Source organism: Nocardia vulneris, assembly GCF_001613425.1.
GTDB classification, from domain to species: Bacteria; Actinomycetota; Actinomycetes; order Mycobacteriales; family Mycobacteriaceae; genus Nocardia; species Nocardia vulneris.
Genome location: NZ_BDCI01000060.1, coordinates 1 through 20,540 on the forward strand (window position 1 = coordinate 1; position 20,540 = coordinate 20,540).

The following is a 20,540-nucleotide window of genomic DNA, read 5'->3' on the forward strand; positions in this document are numbered from 1 at the left end:
CGACCCGCCCAGCAAAACACGCCGAGCCACAACCCCACCCACCCGAAACCGCTGACACCTCGCCAAGGAACTCTCGAAAACAGCACCACAGCCAGACGACCACGCCGGAACCCAGCTTCACGCACCTGACGTGCGCCTAAAGCCGGGAACCCCACCTAACGCGCCCAGCACCATCCACGTAACTCCCGCGGCAGGCACACCAACCCGAGCAAGTCACACTTCGACAGCCAGCCAACAAGCCCAAACGCAAAGTAAACCAAGCGACAGATAGCCCCGCGCCGACACGCGAAAGCCACACACCTGCACCACTTCTCGGGATCCACACCCCTTCTGGACGCCCAGAGAAGGTGTAAATCCCGAGAAGTGGTGCAGATGCGAAGAAGCGGGAGCGGCTACGTCAGCGGTACTCGCACAGGTACGCCGTATCGACCGCCACCCGGACGTCGAACTTGCTGTCCGCGGGCACCTCGAACCGCTCACCGGCCGAGTAGGTCACGAACTCCTCGGCACCGGGCAGTTGGACGGTCAACGCGCCGGAAACCACGTGCATGATCTCCCGCTGCGCGGTCCCGAACTGGTACTCCCCCGCCGCCATCACTCCGATGGTCGCCGGCCCGTCCGCCGCCTCGAACGCCAGCGACTTGACCGTGCCGTCGAAGTACTCGTTGACCTTGAACACCCACACTCCTCGATTCCGATGAACGGCCAGATTACCGGCTAGGCGGCACCCGGCTTCTCGGGCTCACCGTGACCGGGGACGATCAGGCGGGGCGCGGGGTCGAGCAGGGATTGCGCCGTGCGGCGGGTGAGGTCTTCGTCGTGGTTGAAGACGGTGGGCAGCGGCTGCGGGCCGACGGTGGCGAGCAGCGGGTGGCCGGTGACGAGGGCGTCGCCGCTGAACAGGATCTGCTGATCGGGCAGGAAGTAGGCGGTGTGACCGGTGGTGTGACCCGGCGTCGGGACGGCGGTGAACCCACCCGGCAGTGCGCGCAGGGTGTCGTCGTCGTAGGCGGTGGCGGTCGGAACCTTCATTTTGATGTGCCCGACCACCGCCCGCACCGTCTGAGCGACCCAGCGTGGCCCGCCCGGCGTGCGCAATAGTCCGACCATCTCGACCGGCGTGACCTGCTCCAGGTACTCGCGCCGGGCGTGCGCCGCTTCCGCCGCACCGGTGTACACGGGGACGCCCGTGCGACGCACCAGCGTCGGAATCGCACCGATGTGGTCGAGGTGGGCGTGGGTGACCAGCACCGCCGCCAGATCACCGAGGTCGTGACCGATCTGCCGAATGGACTCGAGCACATCGTCGGTATCCCGTGGGTACCCGGCGTCGACGAGGGTGACGCCGGAACCGTCGGTCACCAGCGACCAGTTGACGTTGGTACCCGCCACGACGTAGACGGAGTCGGCAACCTGTGTGATGCGCATGTCAGTGGTTCGCCTCTCCGATGTGATGTTCGATCACGCCGACCTCATCGATCTCCAGGCGCAGCCGGTCGCCCGGTCGCAGCCACTGTCCCAGTTCCATGCCACTGCCTCCGGGTAGCGTCCCCGTCGCGATCAGTTCGCCCGGGAAGAGTTGCTCGTCCCTGGAGGCGTGCGCGATCGCTTCGGGCACCGAGTATCGCATGGTGCGAGTGCTCGTGCGCGCCACGGTTTTCCCGTTGACCTGCACGCTCGCGGTCAGGTCGGCGATGCGGTCCAGCACGGTGACGTCGGTCACCGCGATATCGGACATCGAGGTGCGGAAGTGTTTGGACTTCTGCGGGCCGAAACCGGAGCGCATTTCGGCGAGCTGCACGTCACGCGCGGAGAAGTCGTTGATCACCACGACCGCTGCGATCGCTGCCGCCGCTTCGCGGACGGTCGCGTCGCGCAGCGGCGAACCGAGGACGACACCGAGTTCCAGCTCGAAATCCAGTGCGGCACTGTAGGAGGGACACTGCACCGCGGTGCCGCTGGGTACCACCGTCAGGGCGTTGGACATGTAGTAGATCGGCTGCCGATACCACAGGCGGTTCGGGCGAAAGGGCGGAAACGTTCGGCGGGTGACGCTTTCGAACGCGGACGCGACCCGGTGCACCGCGGGCAGGAAGCGGCTCGCCATACCGCGCGCGGCGTCGATCGCATGCGTCTCGTAGAGCATGAAGTCGCGAAAAGACAGCGGGCACACCGGCAGTACGGTCGCGCCGTCGGGCAGGCCGAGCTGCTCGTAGCGGGCGAACTCGAACTTTTCGGTGTATCCGCGGGGCAATCCGAGGTCCGCCGCGGTGTCGTCGGCGGGCACCCACCCGGCACCGAAGTCGAGGTGCAGGTCGATGCGAGACTCCGTGCGGTTCAACGTCCGTCGGATCCGGCGCGGGGTCATCGCGCGACCTGCTCGGCGACTGCCAGGTGCTCGGCCAGAAACCGGATCGACAGCTCCATCCACCGGTCGGCGTGCCCCATGGCGCAGTGGTCGTCCCCTGCGTACAGCGCCAGTTGTGCCCGCGGCGCGGCGGCGGCGATATCGATCGAATCCCTGGTGGCGATCAAGGTGTCGTCGGTGCCGTTGATCACCAGCATCGGGATCTCGATGCGAGGGTAGTACCCACGCAGCGACATCGCGGTGAGCCTGCGCGTCAGGTCCACTACGCTCGTGGCCCCGGTGGCGGACCGGAGGGTACTGACCATGATTTCGGGAAGGCCTGTCGCACTGCCGATCTGGAAGCTGCGATGGGTCGGTGCGCCGTTCGCGATCGCGACCCGCAACCGCCGGTCGGTCGCCGCCATGCGCGTCGCCCAATATCCGCCGAAGCTCAGACCCATCATCCCGAGCCGGTCGGCATCCACCCGGTCGTGCGCGCTCAGGTAGTCGATCACGGTGGTGTACACGTGCTCGGCGGCCGGCGCCAACGGCTCACGATAGGAGTAGGTCCCCGGCATCTCCATCACGAAAACGCCCATCCCCCTGTCGCGATGGGCCAGCACCGGCAGCATCGCCTCCGCCAGGGTGCCTTCGACACCATTGGTGACCAGCACCGTCGGCATCCGGTCGGCGCCCTGCGGAGTCATCAGATAGCCCCGGACGACGTCGTCGCCGCCGAGGGGAATCCGGACGACTTCGACGTCCACGCCCATGGCCGGCGCCAGCGCGGTCACCAGGACTTCGCCGAGGCGATGCGAGGTTTCGTAGGCGCGCAGCCGTTGCGGCGTCCAACCCGGCCATGCCGCGACGAACTCGTACACCATCGCCTTGATCAGCGCGTCCAGAGCCGTTGCGGCGGTACGACTTTCCGGATGGCGCGCGCTGAACTCGGGCACGGCGCGTTTCGGGGCGATCGCCCCGCGGTCGGCGAGGATCTCCACCGCGGGAGCCAGCAGCTCACCCAGGACAGCGGTATCGACGGCCGACGGGTCGAGCAGTTGCCGAGTCGACGGACCGCCGAGGGTGGACAGGGCCGCGTCGGCTACGGCGAGGTGCTCGGCGGCCACCGCCTCCCAGTACGGGGTCCACCGGTTGTCCGCGAAGGAGCGGCATTTGCTCAACTGCCGCTCGAACACGGTGCGTTCGATGCCGCCCAGGTGCGTGAACCGGTCGCTGAACAATGCGGGCAGAAATCGGCGGGGACCGAGCAGTCGCGTCGCCCACTCGGTGGTCCGGGTCAAGGCGCACGCGCTGACCAATAGGCGCTCGGCAACCGATGCCATCGCGGCCCTCCTTCAACTTTTCGACAACTAAAGCAGTAGCTACTGCTTTAGTCAGCGTAAGGCCCGCCGCGAGACAAAAGCAATACTTTCTGCTTTAACATCGAGGGCGTGACGGAACCGGACAGCGCAACGCCCAGACGCCGCCCCGGCGGGCGGTCGGCCAGGGTGCGCGAATCCGTGCACCGAGCCGTCCTCGAGGCCCTGATCGAGCACGGCGTGGAGCGAGTCGGCATCCCCGACATCGCCCGGCGCGCCGCGGTACGCGACTCCTCGATCTACCGACGGTGGGGCACCCGGGAGAACTTGATCGTGGAGGCCTTGCTCGCCTACAGCGAGGAGACGTTGCCGCCGCCGGACACCGGCACCCTGCACGGCGACCTGACCACCTTCGCCCTCGAACTCGCCGACTACCTCGCCACCCCACTCGGCGGTGCACTCGCCAGATCCATGGCCTTGATCAGCGACTCCCCCGAGATCGAAGCCGCCCGAAACTCCTTCTGGGCGAACAGATTCAGCAAGATCCGCCCGCTCATCACGCGCGCCGTGGACCGCGGCGAACTCCCCGCCGGCACCGACGCCCGCCAAGCCCTCGAACTGCTCATCGCCCCCCTCCACTTCCGCGCCCTGCTCACCCGCACCCCCACCACCCCCGCCGACGCCGACCAACTGGCCACCTTGGTGACCCGCGCCCTCCAGACCCCCGACCGGTAACGCCCGCAGCCTATTGCTGTGCGAGGCCGGCGGTTCCGCCCGAGGAAGATGCCGTCCGCATGGGTTCAGCGTCCACGGCTACTGAATCGGGCGAGGAACGTTCTCGACGAACTGACCTTGAACGTTCCCCGCGGGGAGATAGCTGCACACCACGTAGCTCTCGAACCACCGGCTGCCCTTGCCGGAGGCGCGGGCGCAGCCGAGTTCTGCCGAGTTCTTCCACACCACCTGGGTGAAATGCCCTGTGTTGTAGTCGAAGTCGTTGTTGTCGAAGTTGTACGACCGAATCTCGTCGTACCAGGACTGCACCGCCTTGGCACAGCTGTAATCGAACGAACTGGAACTACCCGACCAGGCCAGGTTCTCGCCGAAACCGGATCCCGCGTTGCCCGCGTGGCCTTCCTGCAGCCCCTCGTACTGGCTGACCATCTGCGCCCGCTTCTCGGCCCAGTCCACCGCCTTCGCGGAAGCCGTCATCGCGGGCACACCGTGCCGTTGGCGGAGTTCATTGTGTTTGCCGAGACAGTCGGACTGAAACGCCGCGTCGGTACGGTCCGGGAACGCGGGCCGCGCGCCGGCCGGACCGGCAGTTCCCACCGTCGAGACCGCTACCGCGATGCTCACCGCCGCCCCGAGGGCGTACCGGGTCAGTGCACGAGATCGATGCATGAACGTTCTCCCGTCACCGCTTGTCGATGGTCCAGTCCGCCGGATTACCGCAGGTGCCCGGTGAAATTGTAGGTGAACTCGCCGCGGGCGAACGCAGCCGCGCGCAACCGTCCACAGCGGTGGCCCCTATCGTCTGTTGGTGTGCACGTCATGATTAGTGAGACCGGTCGGAACGGCGGTCGTGACGAGGACGCATCACCCCGGGCGCTCTTCGTGGCCAGGTTGGCGCACTTGTGGGAAGCCGCAGGCAATCCCACCTTGCAGCGGGTCGCGACCGCGACCGAGGCCCGGTTGAAAGCGGCTCGCGCGGCGGCACCCGGTCAACGTTCCTCGATGCAGCGCATCAGCGACTGGCGGACCGGGCGCAATGTGCCCTCCCGCTTCGAATCACTGGATCCGGTGCTGGTCACATTGATTTCACTGGCCCGGCAGACCTCCGGACCCCTACCACCGGACCTGTCGAACCGATCGGCGTGGCGGCGACTGTGGAAAGCGGCCAGCGCGCAACCGGTGCGCCCCACCGTGCTGACCACGCTGCGCCGCGACGTCCCCACGTTCGTCGGGCGCGATGCCGAGGTACAGCGGATCCTGGACGCCGCGGGACCGGATCGGGTGGTGTCCATCCACACCGTCGACGGCATGCCGGGCGTCGGGAAAACCGCGCTGGTCATCCGAGCGGCGCACCTGCTGTCGGACCGGTTCCCGGACGGCAGGTTCTTCGTCGAGCTGAATTCGCACACTCCCGGCCAGGTGCCCGCCGATCCGGCGGCTGTGCTGGCCACCCTACTCACCGGTCTCGGCATCGCCCCGGGACATATCCCGGACACCCTCGACGCACGGCGCGACCTGTGGCGCGACCGGGTCGCCGGTAAGCGCATGCTGCTGGTTCTCGACGACGCCCGCGACCACGCTCAGATCGAACCCTTGCTGCCCGCGGGGCCCGAATGCCTCACCCTGATCACCAGCCGCCGCCGGCTCGTCGCACTGGACAGCGCTCTCCCGCTCCCGCTGGGCACCCTGCCGCCGAACAGTGCGATCGACCTGTTCTGCCGTCTGGCACAACGGAATCCGACGGGCGACGAACTCGCGGCCGTCGCCGAGATCGTCCGGTTGTGCGGCTACCTGCCGCTGGCGATCGTGCTGCTGGCCGGTCGGCTCGCCCATCACCCGGCGTGGACGCTGGCCGGCCTGTCCGCGGAGTTCCGCACCGCACAGGATCGGCTCGGTGAACTCGACGCCGGTCAGCGTGCGGTGCGCGCCGCGTTCACCGCCTCGTACGAAAGCCTGCCGCCGGCCCGGCAACAACTGTTCCGCAGGCTGGGACTGCACCCCGGCCCCGATTTCGATCCCTTCGCCGTCGCCGCCTTGCACGGCAGTTCGCTCGCCGAGGCGCGCGCCGAACTCGAGGCGCTGTTCACCTGTCACCTCGTCGAGGAGACGACACCCGGCCGCTACTGCCTGCACGATCTGGTGCGCGAATATGCCCGGGCCCTTGCGATTTCGTCCGGCGAGGACGCCGATGCCATGCACCGACTGCTGGACTACTACCGGGCGGCCGCCGCCGCTGCGGACCACTGGCTCACCCGCAGGCCGTGCCATGCTCGCGCCGATAACGCCTGTGCCGTACCCGAATTCGACAACGAGATGTCCGCGCTGGCGTGGCTGCGGCGTGAGCGGGCCAACCTGCTCGCCTGCCTCGACCACACCGCCGACCGCGATCCCCCGCGCATGGTCGGACTGACCGAGGTGCTGGCGGAACTGCTGGAGCGCGAAGGTCCGTGGCCTTCGGCCCGGCAGTTGCACCAGCGCGCCGCAGCGGCCGCGGGCCGACTGGGCAATCGGCTCGGTCGCGCCGACGCACTCACCAACCTCGGCACGCTCGAATGGCAGACCGGGAATTATGACCGAGCCTCGGACCTGCTCCGGCAAGCCTTGGCGCTGTATCGGGAGGTTGATTACGCGCTCGGTGCGGCGGACGCGCTGCGCAACCTCGGCATCGTGCAGTGGCAGACCGGAAACTACGATCGGACGGCCGATCTGTTCCGGCAGGCCCTCACCCTGTATCAGGAAGCGGACTACCCGCTCGGCGAGGCCCACACCCTCGCCGGCCTCGGCGGCGTCCGCCGCGACAACGGCGACTACGACCAAGCCACCCAACTGCTCGAACAAGCCCTCGATCTGTACCGGGACAACGGCTTTCCCCTCGGCGAAGCCAACACCCTGGCCAGCCTCGGCGGCGTCCGCCGCGACAACGGCGACTACGACCAAGCCACCCAACTGCTCGAACAAGCCCTGGCCCTGTTCCAGGCGGCGGGCTATCCGCTCGGCGAAGCCAACGCACTCGGCTTCCTCGGCAGCGTGCGCCGCGAGCTCGGGGACTATCGGCAGGCCGCGGACCTGTTCCGGCACGCGACAACACTGTTCCAGGAGATCGGCCATCGCCGCGGCGAAGCCAACGCCCTGGGCAACCTCGGTCTCGTCCACCGCGACACCGGCGACCATGCGCAGGCCGCCGTTCTGCTGCAGCGGGCGCTGGCCGTGTCCCGGGAAATCGGCCACCGCATCGGCGAAGCCGTCAACCTCAACCATCTGGCCACCGTGCATCGCGAAACCCAGGACTATGAACAGGCCGCCGCACTCTCGCATCAAGCCTTGATCGTGTTCCGGGACACCGGCTATCGCATCGGTGAAGCCGAGGCTCTCGCCAATCTCGGTGCCGTGTGCGGAAAGACCGGGCAGCACCCTCAGGCCGCGGAACTCTCCCGGCAGGCCCTGGCCCTGTTCCGTCAGATCGGTTATCGCGCCAAAGAAACCGAGGCACTGAACAACACCGCGAAGGTGCTGCTGGCAGCTGGTGCGCCTGCCGATGCGCTGACGATGTTCGCCGAAGCGCTCGCCGTGGCTCGGGCTATCGGCTGCGAGATTCAGCAGGCGCACACCCTTGCCGGGACCGCTCGCTGCCACACCGCCCTGGGCGACACCACCACCGCGGCCACCCTGCTGCGCCAAGCGATCGATATCTACCGTCGCCTCAGTGCGCCCGAAACCGAAGCCACGGCAACCCATCTCGCCACGCTCCACCCTGTGTAGTTCAGAAACGCCGCTGGTCCCCTCCACCTGCGGCGCCTCGATCACCGGCCCTGCTCCCTTGCCGGTGACGTTGTCATCATCACCGCGGGTGGCGCGATCCAGCCAAGTCCGAGAGTCGGCGTGCTCGCCGAAACAGCAGCTCAGCGTAGGTAGATCGAATTTCCGGTCCGGAACGATCGGATGCCGCGCTCAACTTCGGAAATACATCCGCACCCGCGAATCATCGGAGACGATCAGGTCATCCAGGCTGCCTGCCGCAATGACCTGCCCTTTGCTCATGATCACCAGATGGTCGGCGTACCCGGTCGCGATGAGCAAGGGCATGTCGTGGGTGATCACGAGCACCGCCGCACCGGCGTCCGCGTACTCCCGGATCGACTTCCACACACCGAAAGCCGTGCCTTGATCCAGGGACGCGGTCGGGCTGTCCGCGATCAGCACATCCGGGTCGGTGAGCAGCGCGGCGGCGACTGCCGCGCGTTGAATCTGACCGGCAGAGTTGTGCTGCGGCAACAGATCCAGCGCTGCGGACGGATAATGCGCGGCGGCACAAGCACGTTCGACCGTCCACCTTCCGTTTCCCGATGCCGACTCCCGCAGTTGCGCCCCGACCGACCGATCCCTGGCAAACGCATCGATACCGTCCTGCGGAACGTAACCGACCCGCCCCTCGACCAGCACCTTCCCGGTGGTCCGCGCCGACTCCGGCAACCGCCCGGTCAACGCATACGCAACCATCGTCTTCCCATCCCCCGGCCCGCCCAGCAACACAGTGACCTGCCCGGCACGCACCCGCAGATCCACTTCCGTGAGCACAGTGTCGCGCCACCGCCCCGTATCGATATCCACAGTGAGAGAAAGCAGTTCAGCAGCCACACCCCCAGTCTCACCCGGACGCGCCCGATAGGCCTACGCGCAGCCGGCCTGACGAGCCCGCGCAAGATCGGGAGCATTGCGCCCGACGAGGCTGGAGCACGTCATCAGCCGACGTTCTCGGCGTGTGCTTGCAGGTACCGGGTGATGGCCAGGACCCCCTCCGCGATGACAACCGGATCCCCGCCCGCGGCGCGGCGGTGGGCGAGTTCCACCACACGGTCGCCGAGTTCGACGGCCAACTCGGTGACCAGCACGTCGGTGCTCGCAGGAAGCAGGCCCCTCGTGATCATGGCCTGGTGGACCATGGCGGCGAAGCGGTGCCGGTGCGGGACGGCGTCGGGTAGCTCGCCGGTCAGCCGGCCCTGGTGATAGATCGTTACCAACTCCGGGTAGGCGTTGCGGTAGAGCTGGCGGTGCAACTCCATCAGCTGGTGCACCATCTCCGCGAGGGTACCGGCGGACAGCGCGGCCAAACGTTGCGGCAGTTCCTCGTCGAGACGATCCATGATGCGCAAAGCCAATTCGCCTAGCACCGCTTCACGATTGGCGAAGTACTGATACAACGTGGCGACGGGCAGTTGGGCACGTTCGGCGATGCTGCGGGTGGTGACAGCCTCCGCACCTTGCTCGTCGAGGAGGTCCTTGGCTGCCCGCAGTATCCGCTCGACGCGCTCGCGGCTGCGCTCCTGGACCGGCTCGCGCCGGCGATGCGGGAATTCGCTGGCCATGCGTGCCATCTTCACACGCCAAAAACCTGAATGCGATTCATGTTCATGTTAATCTAGACGTGGCTGCTCTCACACGAGAAGTCAGGCCCGGGGGAAATGAGGGGGTTCTGGTGTCGGCGGACCGATGATGTTCCGTCGACCCGCCAGACCGCAGCCCGCGGGCAGTGCATGGACGACAACAGCATTCAGCATCTCGGCGTCCGCGAACACTTTTGCGGACGCCGCTGCGTCGCTGAAACCTGTAGCGAGGCATAGGGTCCTGCATCATCTCTCCAGGAAAGTCCGGCGCGCGTGTCACCGGCTCTGCCCGAGCCGATCGGCACCCCCCGAGATCCGCTGCGACCGGATGGACGAATGCGCCCGGCTCGCCGCAGCCGATCCCCCGCCACCCCGGCGGCAAGCTCGTGCTCACCCCTGCGAGCATCGACCTACGCCGCGCCGGTGCCAAAGATCAGGCTGAACAACATCTCCGATAAGACCGCCGTCGTGTTCGTGGAGCCATGGGCGGACGGACACTGGATGCGCCCGCGAGAGACATTCACCGTCGAGTTCGACGCCGACTCCGCCCAGCACGTCCTCGGCGATACGGACGTTGATGTGTCGTGGCACGACCAGGGCCTCGTCGTCGGGACCGCCGCCGTCATCGAGGTCGTCGCGCAGCGGCGGCTCGGCGATCGCGTCACCTCAGCGGCTACTCCTTGATCTTGTCGAGGGAGTAGGCAGCCATGGAGCACACGACAAGCCGACGATGAATGCTTGCATGACCCTCCCTCACTACAGTTATCGGCGGCCAGAGCCGACCCACCCGCCCGGCGATGGTCGGCGGGAATACCAGAGCGCGGATAGTGGTGGCGACGCTTGTGCCGAGGAAGCAATCGCGACGACCATGTGCCCTGAGCGGCCAGCTCGGAACCGCTGTCCGCCGACGGCTCAGCCGACAGCGGCGAGACAAAACCCCTGTTCAGAGGGGGTTTGTGGGGCGGGTGGGGCTCGAACCCACGACCAATGGATTATGAGTCCACGGCTCTAACCGACTGAGCTACCGCCCCCGGGCTGCGGGCAGGTACCGCAGCTTCGGGGGATGGTACCGGCTCGGGTGGGGCGGACACCACTTCGACCCGCGGGTGGTAGGTGTGACCAGGGGTGGCGGTTAGGGTGGGGTGTCCCGCGACCGTACAGGAGGGTTGGACCATGGCCGGTGTGTTCGCGAATGTGCTGAAGGTGCACCAGTGGGTGTATGAGAACAGTGGCGGGCTGGTCGGCCACCGGATCTTGTTCGGGAATCCGACTTTGCTGCTGCGGACGGTGGGGCGCAAGACGGGGCAGGCGCGGACGTCGGCGCTGACCTATGCGCGTGATGGTGCGGATTATCTGATCACGGCGTCCAATGGCGGTTCGCCGCGGCCGCCGGGCTGGCTGGCGAATCTGAAAGCGCGGCCGGAGTGCGAGATTCAGGTCGGGCGACGCACCACGCGGGTGACGGCGCGGGCCACCTATCCCGAGGATTCGGAGTATGCCCGAAGGTTCGCTCTCGTGGACAAGGTGAACCAGGGTCGCTACACCGAATACCAGAAGCAGACGAAGCGGCCTATTGCTGTGGTGGTGCTGACGCCGATCGGCTGAACGCGGTCAGTCGCGCCGGTAATCGTCGTAGTCGTCATCGGTGTAGCCGTCTTGGCGGTCGTCCCATTCGGCTTCGTACTCGTCGGGATCGTCGCGCTCCCAACGTCTCCCGTCGGCCGGGGGTCTGCTGGCGATTTGCACGACAGCGACCACGACGGCGAGCACGAGCACGACCACACCCACAACGATCAGAGTCTCCACGCAGGGCACCCTAGCGCCGAGCCAGGGTGCCCGCCAGACCGTCGAACCGACCGGTCTCAGACAGTGGATTCGATGGTCAGCAGCGTGCGCCCGAGCGCGGTCCGCGATTCGATGGCGGCGTGTGCGCGTTCGGCCTCGTCGAGCGAAAACGTTTGCCCGATCACCACTTCCAGCCGTCCCGCCGCTGCCTCGGCGAGCGAACGTTCGGCTAGTTCCGGCCAGTCGGTGTCGCCGTTGGTCAGATCGAACAAGCCGTAGACGGTGATGTCGTGCGCCGCCACAACATCGGCGTCGGGGACCGCGAATTCGCCCGCGGAACCGCCGTATCCGAGGAACCGGCCGTGCGCCGCGACGGCCGCGAGCGCGGCCTCCCCCAGTGCGCCACCCGCACCGTCCAAGACGACCTGTGCGCCGGCGCCGCCGGTGGCCGCACGGGCGACGCCCGCCCAGCCGGGTTCGGCATAGTCGACCACCACTTCGGCGCCGAGCCGTTGCGCCAGTTCGAGTTTCGCGCGGCCGCGGGCGGCGGCGATCACGTGCGCGCCCGCGGCCCGGGCCAGCTGGATCAGCAATGTACCGAGCCCGCCCGCGGCGGCGGTGATCAGCACCCACTCACCCGGCCGGACGGCGGCGCGATCGAACACCGCGAGCGCGGTCCTGCCGTCGTGGGTGAGCGCGACGGCTTGCGCGGAACTCAGGCCCTCGGGCACCTCGGTGAGCGAATCGACGTTGGCCAGCGCCTTTTCGGCATACCCGCCGATCGGCTTACCGCCGCCGACCCGGCTGGCCGCGGTGGCGGTGGCGACCCGCCGCCCGACCCAGGACGGATCCACGTCGGCGCCGACCGCGCGCACGACGCCGGACACCGCACCGCCGGGCACATAGGGCGGCTCCAGTTGGAAGTAGTCGCCGCCCCAACCGCTGCGCAGCCGGGTGTCGAGGAACATCACGTCGGCGGCCGCCACCTCGACGACCACCTGTCCGGGTCCGGCGACGGGCTCGGGCACCTCACGCACCGTGAGTACCTCCGGCCCACCGAATTCCACTGCTTGCACGGCCCGCATGACATCCTCCATCGCTGTTCTGCCGGTTTCGACAGAGCCCAGCTTGGAACCTCGAGCTTTATTGAGGTCAAGTCGACGGGTCGTGATTATGCTCAGCGCGTAATCGTCAGGAGCTGCTGCCGCCGCCGCAACTACTACTGCCGCCGCCGCAACCGCTGCTGCCGCCGCCGTCGGAACTGCCACCGCCCCAATCGTTTCCGCCGTCCCCCGCAGATCCGGAGTCACCGGCGGACCATGACTGATCGCTACCGCCGAGCCACCCACGCCCGCGCCGGCGCGGCCGTCTGGACCACTCGGTCAGCAGATGGACGAACAGGAACAGGCCACCCAGGATTACCGCGACCACGATGAACAGCTCGACCAACGCCAGCACGGAAACCACGCTATCGGCGGTCAGGAACTGCCGCCACCACAACTGCTACTGCTGCCGCCCCCGCAACTACTGCCACCGCCGCAACTACTGCTGCTACCGCCGCTACAGCTGCTGCCGCTACCCCCACCACAACTGCTGCCCCCGCTGTCGTGATGTCCCCCGTGATGGTGATGATGACCGCCGTGCCCGGGATCCCACCCACCACCGCAACTACTCCCCGCATCGGTACCGGCGAACCCGGCGGCACCGGCGGCCCAGAACGGGTCGGAGTTCCCGTATCCCCCACTGTGGCGCCGCGGGTCGCCGCCACGCTGCACGCCGAACGGTGGAACAGGCATATTCCGAGTCGAATTGCGCACCGCACGGATGATGACGAGCGGCAGGACAACGACCATCACCAGCAGGAAGATGGCCATCGCGATGAGGATCAGGGCGACGATCACACTCATTCATGAACGGTAGCGTTCCCGGCCCACTGCGTACAGTGAACTGTGCTGTCTTTCGGATTTCGCAGATCGCGGCAGCGCGGTATCGACCTGGCCGAGGTCGGCGCCGCGGTCGCCGCGCTGGACTTGCCCGATGCCGTGTTCAAGACCTGCCCGTGGGAACCACGCGAATTGGTGGCGACCGGTTTGCGGCAGTGGTTGCGCTGCTGCGGGGCGGCGATGCGGGACGGGCAGGTGATCGGCATGCCCTCGCACGCGGTCGACGAGGCGTGGCACGGGTTCATTCTGTGCACCGAGCGCTACGCCGCGTTCTGCGCCGGCGCCTACGGTCGCTTCCTGCACCATTTCCCGGAAGGCGCCGGACCGCCGAACCCCGCGCACGGCTCGATGGGTCAGCAGCTCGGTCGCACGGTAGTGGCCTGGACGCTGGTGTCCGAGCCCGGCGAGACCTGCGTGCTGTGGGATCTGGACCGCAGGGTCGGCGTCGAGCACCCGTGGGGTGTCGACGCCGAGCGCGTCGCGGCCGTCGAGGCCGAACTGCGCACCCTGCCCTGACGAACGCCTGACCTAGGTGAGCTTCACCCGCGCCGCGACGAACCGGCCGACGGCGGGCGCGAGCCTGCTGAAGTGGTACTGCAACCGCGCCTCCGGCGTCACCGGGACGATGCTGCGGTCCTGCTCCACGGCCCGCACGATCTGCTCGGCCACCTTCTCCGGCCCGTAGCTGCGCTTGCGGTAGAGGTTGTCGTACTTCTCCTGCTTGCGCTTCTCCTCTTCGGCGCTGACACCCGAAAACGTGGTGTTGGCAACGATATTGGTGTGCACGATGCCGGGGCAGATGGTGTGCACGGAGATCCCGCGCCCGGCCAGTTCCGCACGCAGGCAGTCGGAGAACATGAAGACGGCCGACTTGCTGGTGGAGTAGGCGCTGAAGTTCTGCTGCGGACTGTAGGCCGCCATGCTGGACAGGTTGACGATGTGCCCGCCCAGACCCCGCTCGGCCATGGCGGACCCGAAGGCCCGGCAACCGTTCACCACGCCGCCGAGGTTGATCCGCATGACGCGATCGAACTCCGCGGCCGAGGTGTCGAAGAACCCGCCCGCCTGGCCGATTCCGGCGTTGTTGATCAGAATGTCCGGCACGCCATGGGTTTCCAGCACGACCGCGGCGTGCTCCTGCACCGCGGCCTGGTCCGCCACGTCTAGCTGATAGGCATGGGCCACACCACGTTCGGCGGCGATCAGCTCCGCGGTTTCCTTGGCCGCGACGAGATTGATGTCCGACAGCACGATTTCGGCGCCGCGCCGCGCGAGGGCCAGCGCGGTCTCCCGGCCGATACCGCTGCCGCCGCCGGTGATGACCACCAGCTGGTCCTCGAATCGCTGTGCGCTGCGGCCGACTTCGGCACGGCGCAGGCCGCGCGGCGCGGCACCGCCGTTGACCGTGTCGATCAGCTCGGTCGCCGCGGTGGCGAGCAGTTCGGGGTGCGAGAACGGCATCCAGTGCCCGGCGGGCACGTCGCGCCGCCACAGCCGCCGCACCCACTTGTTCTCGTCGTCGTAGCCGGCCGGCCGGACCGCGACGTCGCGACCCGCCACGATCAGCTGCACCGGCACCTCGGTGTGCCGCTCGCGCGGCGAAAGGATGCGCTGCACGATGTTCGCGCGGTAGATGAGCAGACCGTCGACCGAATCCTGCCGGAACGTCGGCCCCAGCTTCACATTCGACGGCGCGGTCTCGTTCATGATCGAGACGATCCGCTGCCAGCGCTGCTCGGTGCCGAGCAGGCCGAAGACCGCCCGCGGCAACCCCGGCGTCATGAAGAAGAAGGTGTAGGCCGAGGACAGCAGCTGGGTGAACGGCTGCCAGACGTTGCGCGGCGTGGGCCGGGACAGCCGACTGCGCATCCAGTGCCCCATGTGGTCGAGGTTCGGCCCGGACACCGAGGTGAACGAGGCGACGCGGGTGGCGGCCTGCGGTTCGCAGACAGCCTCCCACACCTGGACCGAACCCCAGTCGTGGGCGAGCACGTGCACCGGCCGGTCGGGGCTGACCGCGTCGGCGACGGCGTAGAAGTCGGCGGCGAGGTGATCGAGCCGGAAGTCCTGGGTGCGCTTGGTCCGGGTGGACCGGCCGTGTCCCCTGGTGTCGTAGGTGACGACGTGGAAACGGTCGGCCAGCTTCGGCACCACTGCGTCCCACAGGTGGTTGGTGTCGGGCCAGCCGTGCACGAGGAGCACGGTGTCGGCGGCCGGATCACCGTATTCGTAGACGGCGAGCTCGAAATCGCCGCTGCGCACGGTGCGCTCGGCGGCCACGAGCTCCGGCCGATCGATGGTCGTCATCGGGTTTCTCCTTGGTGACCGGGGTCGTGGTTACAGGTCGAGCACGAGTCGCCCGCCGGCCGCCCGCGAGACGCAGACGAGCATCTCGCCTGCCTCGTGTTCGGCTGGGGTGAGGACGGTTTCGCGATGGTCCGGTGTGCCGGCGAGCACCCGCACCTTGCAGGTGCGGCAGAAGCCCTGACGGCACGAGTACGGCCGATCCGGCTGGGTTTCCAGAATGGTGTCCAGGGCCGTGCGGTCCGCGGCGACCTCGACCACCGCGCCGGTGGAAGCGAACTCGATCTCGAACGGCACGCCGTTCACGATCGGCGGCGGCGAGAAACGTTCGGAATGCAGTTCCACCCCGGGCATTTCGCGCACCGCGTCGGCCACCGCGGTGGTCATCGGCACCGGACCACAGCAGTAGACCGCGGTGTCGGCGCCGACGCCCGGCAGCAGCGCGGCGGCGTCGGGTAGGCCGTGCTCGTCGTCGGTGCGCACGGTGACGCGGTCACCGAAGCCGGCGATCTCGTCGAGGAACGGAATGGTGTCGCGGCTGCGGCCGGTGTACACCATCGACCAGTCGATACCGAGCCGATGCGCGAGCCGCGCCATCGGCAGGATCGGCGTGATGCCGATTCCGCCGGCGACGAAATGCAAACGCGCGGCGGGTGATCCGTAGCCGGGCACGGCGAACGGGAAGGCGTTGCGCGGCCCGCGCACGGTGATCCGCGCGCCGACCGGCAGCGCGTCGTGCACCTCCACCGAACCGCCGAGACCCGCCGGAATCCGCCGCACCGCAACGCGATACGCGCGGGTGTCGGCCGGATCGCCGCACAGCGAGTACTGACGCAGCCGCCCCGACGGCAGCTCGAGATCCAGATGCGCGCCCGGCCGCCACGGCGGCAGCTCACGCTGATCCGGCGCGGCCAGCCGCAGGCTCACCACGTCTTGGTCGTAGGCCTCGATCCGGCGCTCGGTGACCACCAGCGCAAGCCGCCGATCGTCGACGACCGGGGTCAGATCGCGTCGGTTGATCAGCGTGGTCCAGCGCAACCGGGCCGAGGCGACCGCGTCGAGCACCCGCACCGCCCGGTCCTGGCCGGGCTTGCCGAACAGGTCCGCGGGCAGTTGCGCGGGCACGGGCCGCTGGCTCACCACCGCACCCGTCACGACGCGATCGCTTGCGCGGCAGGCGATTTCGCCAGGTAAGCCACCGCCTGCGCGGTCGACCCGACCGAACCGGGGTTGTAGCCCGGCTTGAAGGTGGTCAGCGCGCTCCACAGCAGCGACGGGACCCCCGGCAGGGCGCCGCGCCACATCGCGCCGAACACGCGCTTGATCAGGCGCGGATAACCGAGGTCGGGCAGCGCGGGATCCTGGTGCACCATGTATTTCGTGCCGCGCACCACCAGGGTGAGGAAGGTCGGGAAGACGAACGTCATGATCGCCGCGCGCCGCAGATAGCCCGCGCCGAAGTAGACCGCGACATCGTGGGCGACGTGCCGGTGCTCGACCTCTTCCGCACCGTGCCAGCGGAACAGGTCGGCGATGCGCGGCTCGGCGTCGAACTTCTCCAGGTCGGCGTTGAGTACCCAGTCGCCGAGGTAGGCGAAGAAATGTTCCAGGCAGGCGATCACCGCGAGGCGTTCGACCAGCGTCTGGCGGGCCGCGACGCCCTCGATGTCGCGGGGTCCCAGCGTCTTGCGGAACAGGTATTCGGCTTGGCGCACATAGGGTTGCGGGTCGATGCCGTGCGCGGCCAGCACCTCGTGCAGCACCTTGTCGTGCGTCTCGGCGTGCATGGATTCCTGCCCGATGAACCCGAGCATGGCTTCGCGCAGCTTCTCGTCCTTCACGAACGGCAACGCCTCGCCGTAGGCGGCGCAGAACATGCGCTCGCCCTCGGGCAGCAGCAGGTTCAGCGAATTGATCAGGTGCGAGGCGATCGGCTCGTCGGGCATCCAGTGCAGCGGGGTATCGGCCCAGTCGAATTGCACATTGCGCGCATGCAGCGCGACCTCGCCCGGATCGATGTCCGGCCGCCGCTCTCCCCTACGAAGTAGCTTCATCGATACTCCTCGTCCCTCGCTCATCCCGCGGCGAAGCCCGGGCCCGGCCGCCTCGCTGCGCACCTTCCTGCATGGCCGTAGCAATCATCATACACATACATAGAACTTCGGGTTACATATAGACGCACGGGGCGTTCTCGCAGGCAGACGGCATCGTCAACACGGCGTCGAGCACACCCAATACCGTTAGCCGACTTGACAATAACGCCCACCACTGTGACCCAACTCCCTCCGGTTCGAGCCAAAACTAGAACGCGTTCTAGTAGTCTTTCGCTATGGAACGACTCACCGGATTGGACGCCAGCTTTCTCTACCTGGAAACCGGGACCCAGCACCTGCACGTCTGCGCGCTGCTGCTCCTGGACCCCACGTCAGGGGACTATTCCTTCGACCGATTCAAGGCCGAACTCGGCCGGCGACTACCCCTGATCCCGCAGATGCGCCGCCGGGTGTACGAGGTGCCTTTCAATCTGGACCACCCGGTGTGGGTCGAGGACCAGAACTTCGACCTGGACTATCACATCCGCCGCATCGGCATCGCCGCGCCGGCCGGGCGCCGCGAACTGGCCGAGCTGATCGGCGATATCGCCAGCCGCCCGATGGATCGGGACCGGCCGCTGTGGGAGATGTCGGTGGTGGAGGGTCTCGACGACGGCAAGGTCGCGGTGATCTGCAAATACCACCACGCCGCGGTGGACGGCATCACCGGCACCAACATGATGATGCATCTGTGCGATCTGGAGCCGAACGCGGCCAAGACGCCGCCCGCGCAGGAGTGGCGACCGGAGCCGAGCCCCAACGATTGGCAGCTACTGGCCAAGGCCGTGGTCAAGTTTCCGACCAAGGCGGGCATCGTCGGCATGGTGCCGAAAACCCTCGGCATGGTGGCCGGTTTCGCGCAGCGCCGACGAAAAGACAAGGCGGGCATGGCCTTGCCGTTCTCCGCGCCGCGCACCCCGTTCAATCTGGCGATCACGCCGCACCGCGCGGTCGCGTTCACCGAGGCGGAACTCGGTGCGGTCAAAGAGATCAAGTCCGCCTTCGGCGTGAAGATCAACGATGTGGTGCTGACGATCGTCGCGGGTGTCCTGCGCACCTATCTCGACAAGCACGACGAACTGCCGGACCGCTCCCTGGTCGCCTCGGTACCCGTCTCCGTGCACGAATCCTCGCGGCACACCGCGGGGATCAACAAGGTGTCCACGCTGTTCGCGCGGCTCGGCACCGATATCGCAGACCCGGTGCAACGCCTGCTGCAGGTCGCCGAGGAGAACCGCGGCGCGAAAGAGGAACACGACCTCATCGGCGCCGACTTCCTCCAGGATTGGTCGAAGTACGCGCCGCCGAACACCTTTCAGCTCGCCGCCCGGGTGTACTCGTCACTGAAGCTCGCCGAACTGCATCCGGTGGTGCACAACCTGGTGGTGTCGAACGTGCCGGGTCCGCCGATGCCGCTGTATTTCCTCGGCGTGCGCGTGGCGGGTATGTATCCGTTCGGACCGGTTTTTCACGGCGCCGGACTGACGGTGACCGTCCTGTCGAACAACGACGACCTCGATTTCGGCTTCATCGCCTGCAAGGAGCTGGTGCCCGACGTCGCCGAACTCGCCGACGCGGTACCCGAGGTCGTCGCCGAATTGCTCACCGCGGCACGAAAACTGGGCTGACTCGCCGATCGCCCCTGTTCGCCACCGCCGCCGAACAGGGTGGGCCGCCTACAATCTCGCGGCGACCGCCGCACAGGCGTCGAGCAGCACCGGCACGAACCGGTCGGCCTCCAGCACACAAGCCGCGTGCCCGGCCTTGACCAGATGGATGCTCGCCTCCGGAATCAGCGTCGCCAGTTCCAACTGCCGATAGACCGGAATCGCCCGGTCCTGGGTCGTGATGACGACCGCGGCCGGCACAGTCAGCTCCGGCAGCCAGTCACTCGCGTCGAACCGGCCGACCTCCGCGACCACCTGCGCCACCGCCCATCCGCTGGTACTGCGGAACTCGGTGAGCGCCCACCGGTCCAACCGCCCCGGCGCCCAGACGATGTCCGGCAGCTCGGGCAGCTTGCCCGCGAATTCTTCGATCTGGCGCGACGCGTAGGGCAACATCGCGGCGGCCAGCTTCCCGAAGGCTTGATGGAAAGCCCGCTCGCGCCACTTCTCCTGGAACCGGTACGGCGTCGCGCACAGCACCAGTCCGCTCACCCGCTCCGGATGCCGGTGCGCGGCGGCCAGACTCACCACCCCGCCCAGCGAAAAGCCCACGCATACCGCCTGTGCGATGTCGAGCGCGTCCAGCACGGCGACCACATCATCGGCACAGTCGTCCACCGAGAAGCGCTCGGAGCGAATCCCCCGGCCGTGCCAGCGCTGGTCGAACAGGATCACCCGGTAGCGCTCGGACAGCGCGGCCAGCGAGGGGAACCAGCCGAGATAGGCAGTGCACGCCGTGCCGTGCAAGAGCACCAGCGCGGGCGCGCCCGCCGGTCCGGCGATATCGACCACGTAGGTCCGCCCGCGTCCGGGCAGCTCGATCAGCCGCCCGCCGGGCACCTCGGCGATGTCGGGGACCCGCCGGGCGAACCGTCGCAGCACCGCCGAGGATCGTGGGTTCGTCATCGTGAGCCTCCCGCGCCGGTGGCAAGAACTAGAACGTGTTCTACACGATGATGCCACAAC

At 67.8% G+C, this 20,540-nt stretch carries 20 protein-coding genes and 1 tRNA gene; 7 read left to right on the plus strand and 14 right to left on the minus strand.

What is annotated here, in order from left to right; translation table 11 throughout:
• Positions 1-397: 397 nt before the first annotated feature.
• From ppnP to NVU01S_RS41765, 4 genes are read right to left on the minus strand one after another with little or no spacing between them, the layout of a single operon-like run.
• Positions 398-679 carry a pyrimidine/purine nucleoside phosphorylase gene (gene ppnP / locus NVU01S_RS41750; RefSeq protein WP_043683272.1) on the minus strand — a complete coding sequence of 94 codons (282 nt, stop codon included), beginning with the start codon at positions 677-679 and terminating at the stop codon, positions 398-400.
• 38 nt (positions 680-717) lie between these two features.
• Positions 718-1,428, minus strand: a complete 711-nt coding sequence (locus tag NVU01S_RS41755) for an MBL fold metallo-hydrolase (RefSeq protein ID WP_043683258.1) — start codon at positions 1,426-1,428, stop codon at positions 718-720.
• A 1-nt stretch (position 1,429) separates the two neighbouring features.
• Positions 1,430-2,368: a fumarylacetoacetate hydrolase family protein gene (locus NVU01S_RS41760; protein WP_043683262.1), complete on the minus strand. Its 939-nt coding sequence runs from the start codon at positions 2,366-2,368 to the stop codon at positions 1,430-1,432.
• Entirely contained in the window at positions 2,365-3,690 is a 1,326-nt protein-coding gene (locus tag NVU01S_RS41765; protein WP_043683265.1) for an alpha/beta hydrolase family protein, read from the minus strand. Before NVU01S_RS41765 ends, NVU01S_RS41760 begins: the two co-directional genes overlap by 4 nt.
• 108 nt (positions 3,691-3,798) lie before the next feature.
• Here NVU01S_RS41765 and NVU01S_RS41770 point away from each other — a divergent pair, with 108 nt between their 5' ends.
• Positions 3,799-4,401 (plus strand): TetR/AcrR family transcriptional regulator, encoded by a 603-nt coding sequence (locus NVU01S_RS41770; protein WP_244467578.1) that lies wholly within the window; start codon positions 3,799-3,801, stop codon positions 4,399-4,401.
• Positions 4,402-4,479: 78 nt separating this feature from the next.
• On the opposite strand, the gene NVU01S_RS41775 is transcribed toward NVU01S_RS41770, so the two are convergent.
• The gene (locus tag NVU01S_RS41775) at positions 4,480-5,070 is read right to left on the minus strand and encodes a CAP family protein (protein ID WP_052281467.1); all 591 of its coding nucleotides are present in this window, start codon (positions 5,068-5,070) and stop codon (positions 4,480-4,482) included.
• Positions 5,071-5,220: 150 nt separating this feature from the next.
• On the opposite strand from NVU01S_RS41775, the gene NVU01S_RS41780 reads away from it, so the two are divergent.
• Positions 5,221-8,160 (plus strand): tetratricopeptide repeat protein, encoded by a 2,940-nt coding sequence (locus tag NVU01S_RS41780; protein ID WP_082859564.1) that lies wholly within the window; start codon positions 5,221-5,223, stop codon positions 8,158-8,160.
• A 189-nt stretch (positions 8,161-8,349) separates the two neighbouring features.
• On the opposite strand, the gene NVU01S_RS41785 is transcribed toward NVU01S_RS41780, so the two are convergent.
• Both NVU01S_RS41785 and NVU01S_RS41790 read right to left on the minus strand, forming a co-directional pair.
• Positions 8,350-9,036 carry an ATP-binding cassette domain-containing protein gene (locus NVU01S_RS41785; RefSeq protein WP_043681820.1) on the minus strand — a complete coding sequence of 229 codons (687 nt, stop codon included), beginning with the start codon at positions 9,034-9,036 and terminating at the stop codon, positions 8,350-8,352.
• Between the two features lie 104 nt (positions 9,037-9,140).
• On the minus strand, positions 9,141-9,764 hold the full coding sequence (locus tag NVU01S_RS41790) for a TetR/AcrR family transcriptional regulator (protein ID WP_043681818.1): 624 nt from the start codon (positions 9,762-9,764) through the stop codon (positions 9,141-9,143).
• 441 nt (positions 9,765-10,205) lie between these two features.
• Between NVU01S_RS41790 and NVU01S_RS41795 the strand changes: the two genes are divergently transcribed.
• Positions 10,206-10,466, plus strand: coding sequence for a hypothetical protein (locus tag NVU01S_RS41795; RefSeq protein ID WP_052281388.1), 261 nt, complete (start codon positions 10,206-10,208; stop codon positions 10,464-10,466).
• Between the two features lie 273 nt (positions 10,467-10,739).
• Here the strand turns inward: NVU01S_RS41795 and NVU01S_RS41800 are convergent.
• Positions 10,740-10,813 (minus strand) — tRNA-Ile (locus NVU01S_RS41800).
• Between the two features lie 142 nt (positions 10,814-10,955).
• Between NVU01S_RS41800 and NVU01S_RS41805 the strand changes: the two genes are divergently transcribed.
• A complete protein-coding gene (locus NVU01S_RS41805; protein WP_043681815.1) occupies positions 10,956-11,387 on the plus strand; it encodes a nitroreductase family deazaflavin-dependent oxidoreductase in 432 nt (143 codons plus the stop codon).
• Positions 11,388-11,393: 6 nt separating this feature from the next.
• Here the strand turns inward: NVU01S_RS41805 and NVU01S_RS41810 are convergent, their stop codons facing one another.
• Both NVU01S_RS41810 and NVU01S_RS41815 read right to left on the minus strand, forming a co-directional pair.
• Positions 11,394-11,588 carry a hypothetical protein gene (locus tag NVU01S_RS41810; RefSeq protein WP_156161981.1) on the minus strand — a complete coding sequence of 65 codons (195 nt, stop codon included), beginning with the start codon at positions 11,586-11,588 and terminating at the stop codon, positions 11,394-11,396.
• A gap of 56 nt (positions 11,589-11,644) precedes the next feature.
• On the minus strand, positions 11,645-12,652 hold the full coding sequence (locus NVU01S_RS41815) for a zinc-binding dehydrogenase (protein WP_043681844.1): 1,008 nt from the start codon (positions 12,650-12,652) through the stop codon (positions 11,645-11,647).
• 304 nt (positions 12,653-12,956) lie between these two features.
• Here NVU01S_RS41815 and NVU01S_RS44490 point away from each other — a divergent pair, with 304 nt between their 5' ends.
• Together NVU01S_RS44490 and NVU01S_RS41825 are read left to right on the plus strand one after the other, a co-directional pair.
• A complete protein-coding gene (locus tag NVU01S_RS44490; RefSeq protein ID WP_043681812.1) occupies positions 12,957-13,178 on the plus strand; it encodes a hypothetical protein in 222 nt (73 codons plus the stop codon).
• Between the two features lie 338 nt (positions 13,179-13,516).
• Positions 13,517-14,026, plus strand: coding sequence for a UCP032817 domain-containing protein (locus tag NVU01S_RS41825; protein ID WP_043681809.1), 510 nt, complete (start codon positions 13,517-13,519; stop codon positions 14,024-14,026).
• A gap of 12 nt (positions 14,027-14,038) precedes the next feature.
• Here NVU01S_RS41825 and NVU01S_RS41830 read toward each other — a convergent pair whose 3' ends face one another.
• The 3 genes from NVU01S_RS41830 to NVU01S_RS41840 are packed head-to-tail and all read right to left on the minus strand — an operon-like array spanning position 14,039 to position 17,868.
• Complete coding sequence (locus NVU01S_RS41830) at positions 14,039-15,817, minus strand: SDR family oxidoreductase (protein WP_043681806.1); 1,779 nt, start codon at positions 15,815-15,817, stop codon at positions 14,039-14,041.
• Between the two features lie 30 nt (positions 15,818-15,847).
• The gene (locus NVU01S_RS41835) at positions 15,848-16,957 is read right to left on the minus strand and encodes a PDR/VanB family oxidoreductase (RefSeq protein WP_043681841.1); all 1,110 of its coding nucleotides are present in this window, start codon (positions 16,955-16,957) and stop codon (positions 15,848-15,850) included.
• An 8-nt stretch (positions 16,958-16,965) separates the two neighbouring features.
• Positions 16,966-17,868, minus strand: a complete 903-nt coding sequence (locus NVU01S_RS41840; RefSeq protein WP_042259574.1) for a metal-dependent hydrolase — start codon at positions 17,866-17,868, stop codon at positions 16,966-16,968.
• Positions 17,869-18,143: 275 nt separating this feature from the next.
• Between NVU01S_RS41840 and NVU01S_RS41845 the strand changes: the two genes are divergently transcribed.
• Positions 18,144-19,535: a WS/DGAT/MGAT family O-acyltransferase gene (locus tag NVU01S_RS41845; RefSeq protein WP_043681803.1), complete on the plus strand. Its 1,392-nt coding sequence runs from the start codon at positions 18,144-18,146 to the stop codon at positions 19,533-19,535.
• Positions 19,536-19,583: 48 nt separating this feature from the next.
• Here NVU01S_RS41845 and NVU01S_RS41850 read toward each other — a convergent pair whose 3' ends face one another.
• A complete protein-coding gene (locus tag NVU01S_RS41850; protein WP_052281386.1) occupies positions 19,584-20,480 on the minus strand; it encodes an alpha/beta fold hydrolase in 897 nt (298 codons plus the stop codon).
• Between the last annotated feature and the right edge of the window lie 60 nt (positions 20,481-20,540).

Bases quoted from the DNA above. Each gene is read 5' to 3' on its own strand.
- NVU01S_RS41765 (WP_043683265.1), bottom strand. From the start codon at position 3,690: ATGGCATCGGTTGCCGAGCGCCTATTGGTCAGCGCGTGCGCCTTGACC.
- NVU01S_RS44490 (WP_043681812.1), top strand. From the start codon at position 12,957: ATGGACGAACAGGAACAGGCCACCCAGGATTACCGCGACCACGATGAA.
- NVU01S_RS41840 (WP_042259574.1), bottom strand. From the start codon at position 17,868: ATGAAGCTACTTCGTAGGGGAGAGCGGCGGCCGGACATCGATCCGGGC.
- NVU01S_RS41755 (WP_043683258.1), bottom strand. From the start codon at position 1,428: ATGCGCATCACACAGGTTGCCGACTCCGTCTACGTCGTGGCGGGTACC.
- NVU01S_RS41830 (WP_043681806.1), bottom strand. From the start codon at position 15,817: ATGACGACCATCGATCGGCCGGAGCTCGTGGCCGCCGAGCGCACCGTG.
- NVU01S_RS41850 (WP_052281386.1), bottom strand. From the start codon at position 20,480: ATGACGAACCCACGATCCTCGGCGGTGCTGCGACGGTTCGCCCGGCGG.
- NVU01S_RS41775 (WP_052281467.1), bottom strand. From the start codon at position 5,070: ATGCATCGATCTCGTGCACTGACCCGGTACGCCCTCGGGGCGGCGGTG.
- NVU01S_RS41805 (WP_043681815.1), top strand. From the start codon at position 10,956: ATGGCCGGTGTGTTCGCGAATGTGCTGAAGGTGCACCAGTGGGTGTAT.
- NVU01S_RS41790 (WP_043681818.1), bottom strand. From the start codon at position 9,764: ATGGCCAGCGAATTCCCGCATCGCCGGCGCGAGCCGGTCCAGGAGCGC.
- NVU01S_RS41760 (WP_043683262.1), bottom strand. From the start codon at position 2,368: ATGACCCCGCGCCGGATCCGACGGACGTTGAACCGCACGGAGTCTCGC.
- NVU01S_RS41815 (WP_043681844.1), bottom strand. From the start codon at position 12,652: ATGCGGGCCGTGCAAGCAGTGGAATTCGGTGGGCCGGAGGTACTCACG.
- NVU01S_RS41845 (WP_043681803.1), top strand. From the start codon at position 18,144: ATGGAACGACTCACCGGATTGGACGCCAGCTTTCTCTACCTGGAAACC.
- NVU01S_RS41780 (WP_082859564.1), top strand. From the start codon at position 5,221: ATGATTAGTGAGACCGGTCGGAACGGCGGTCGTGACGAGGACGCATCA.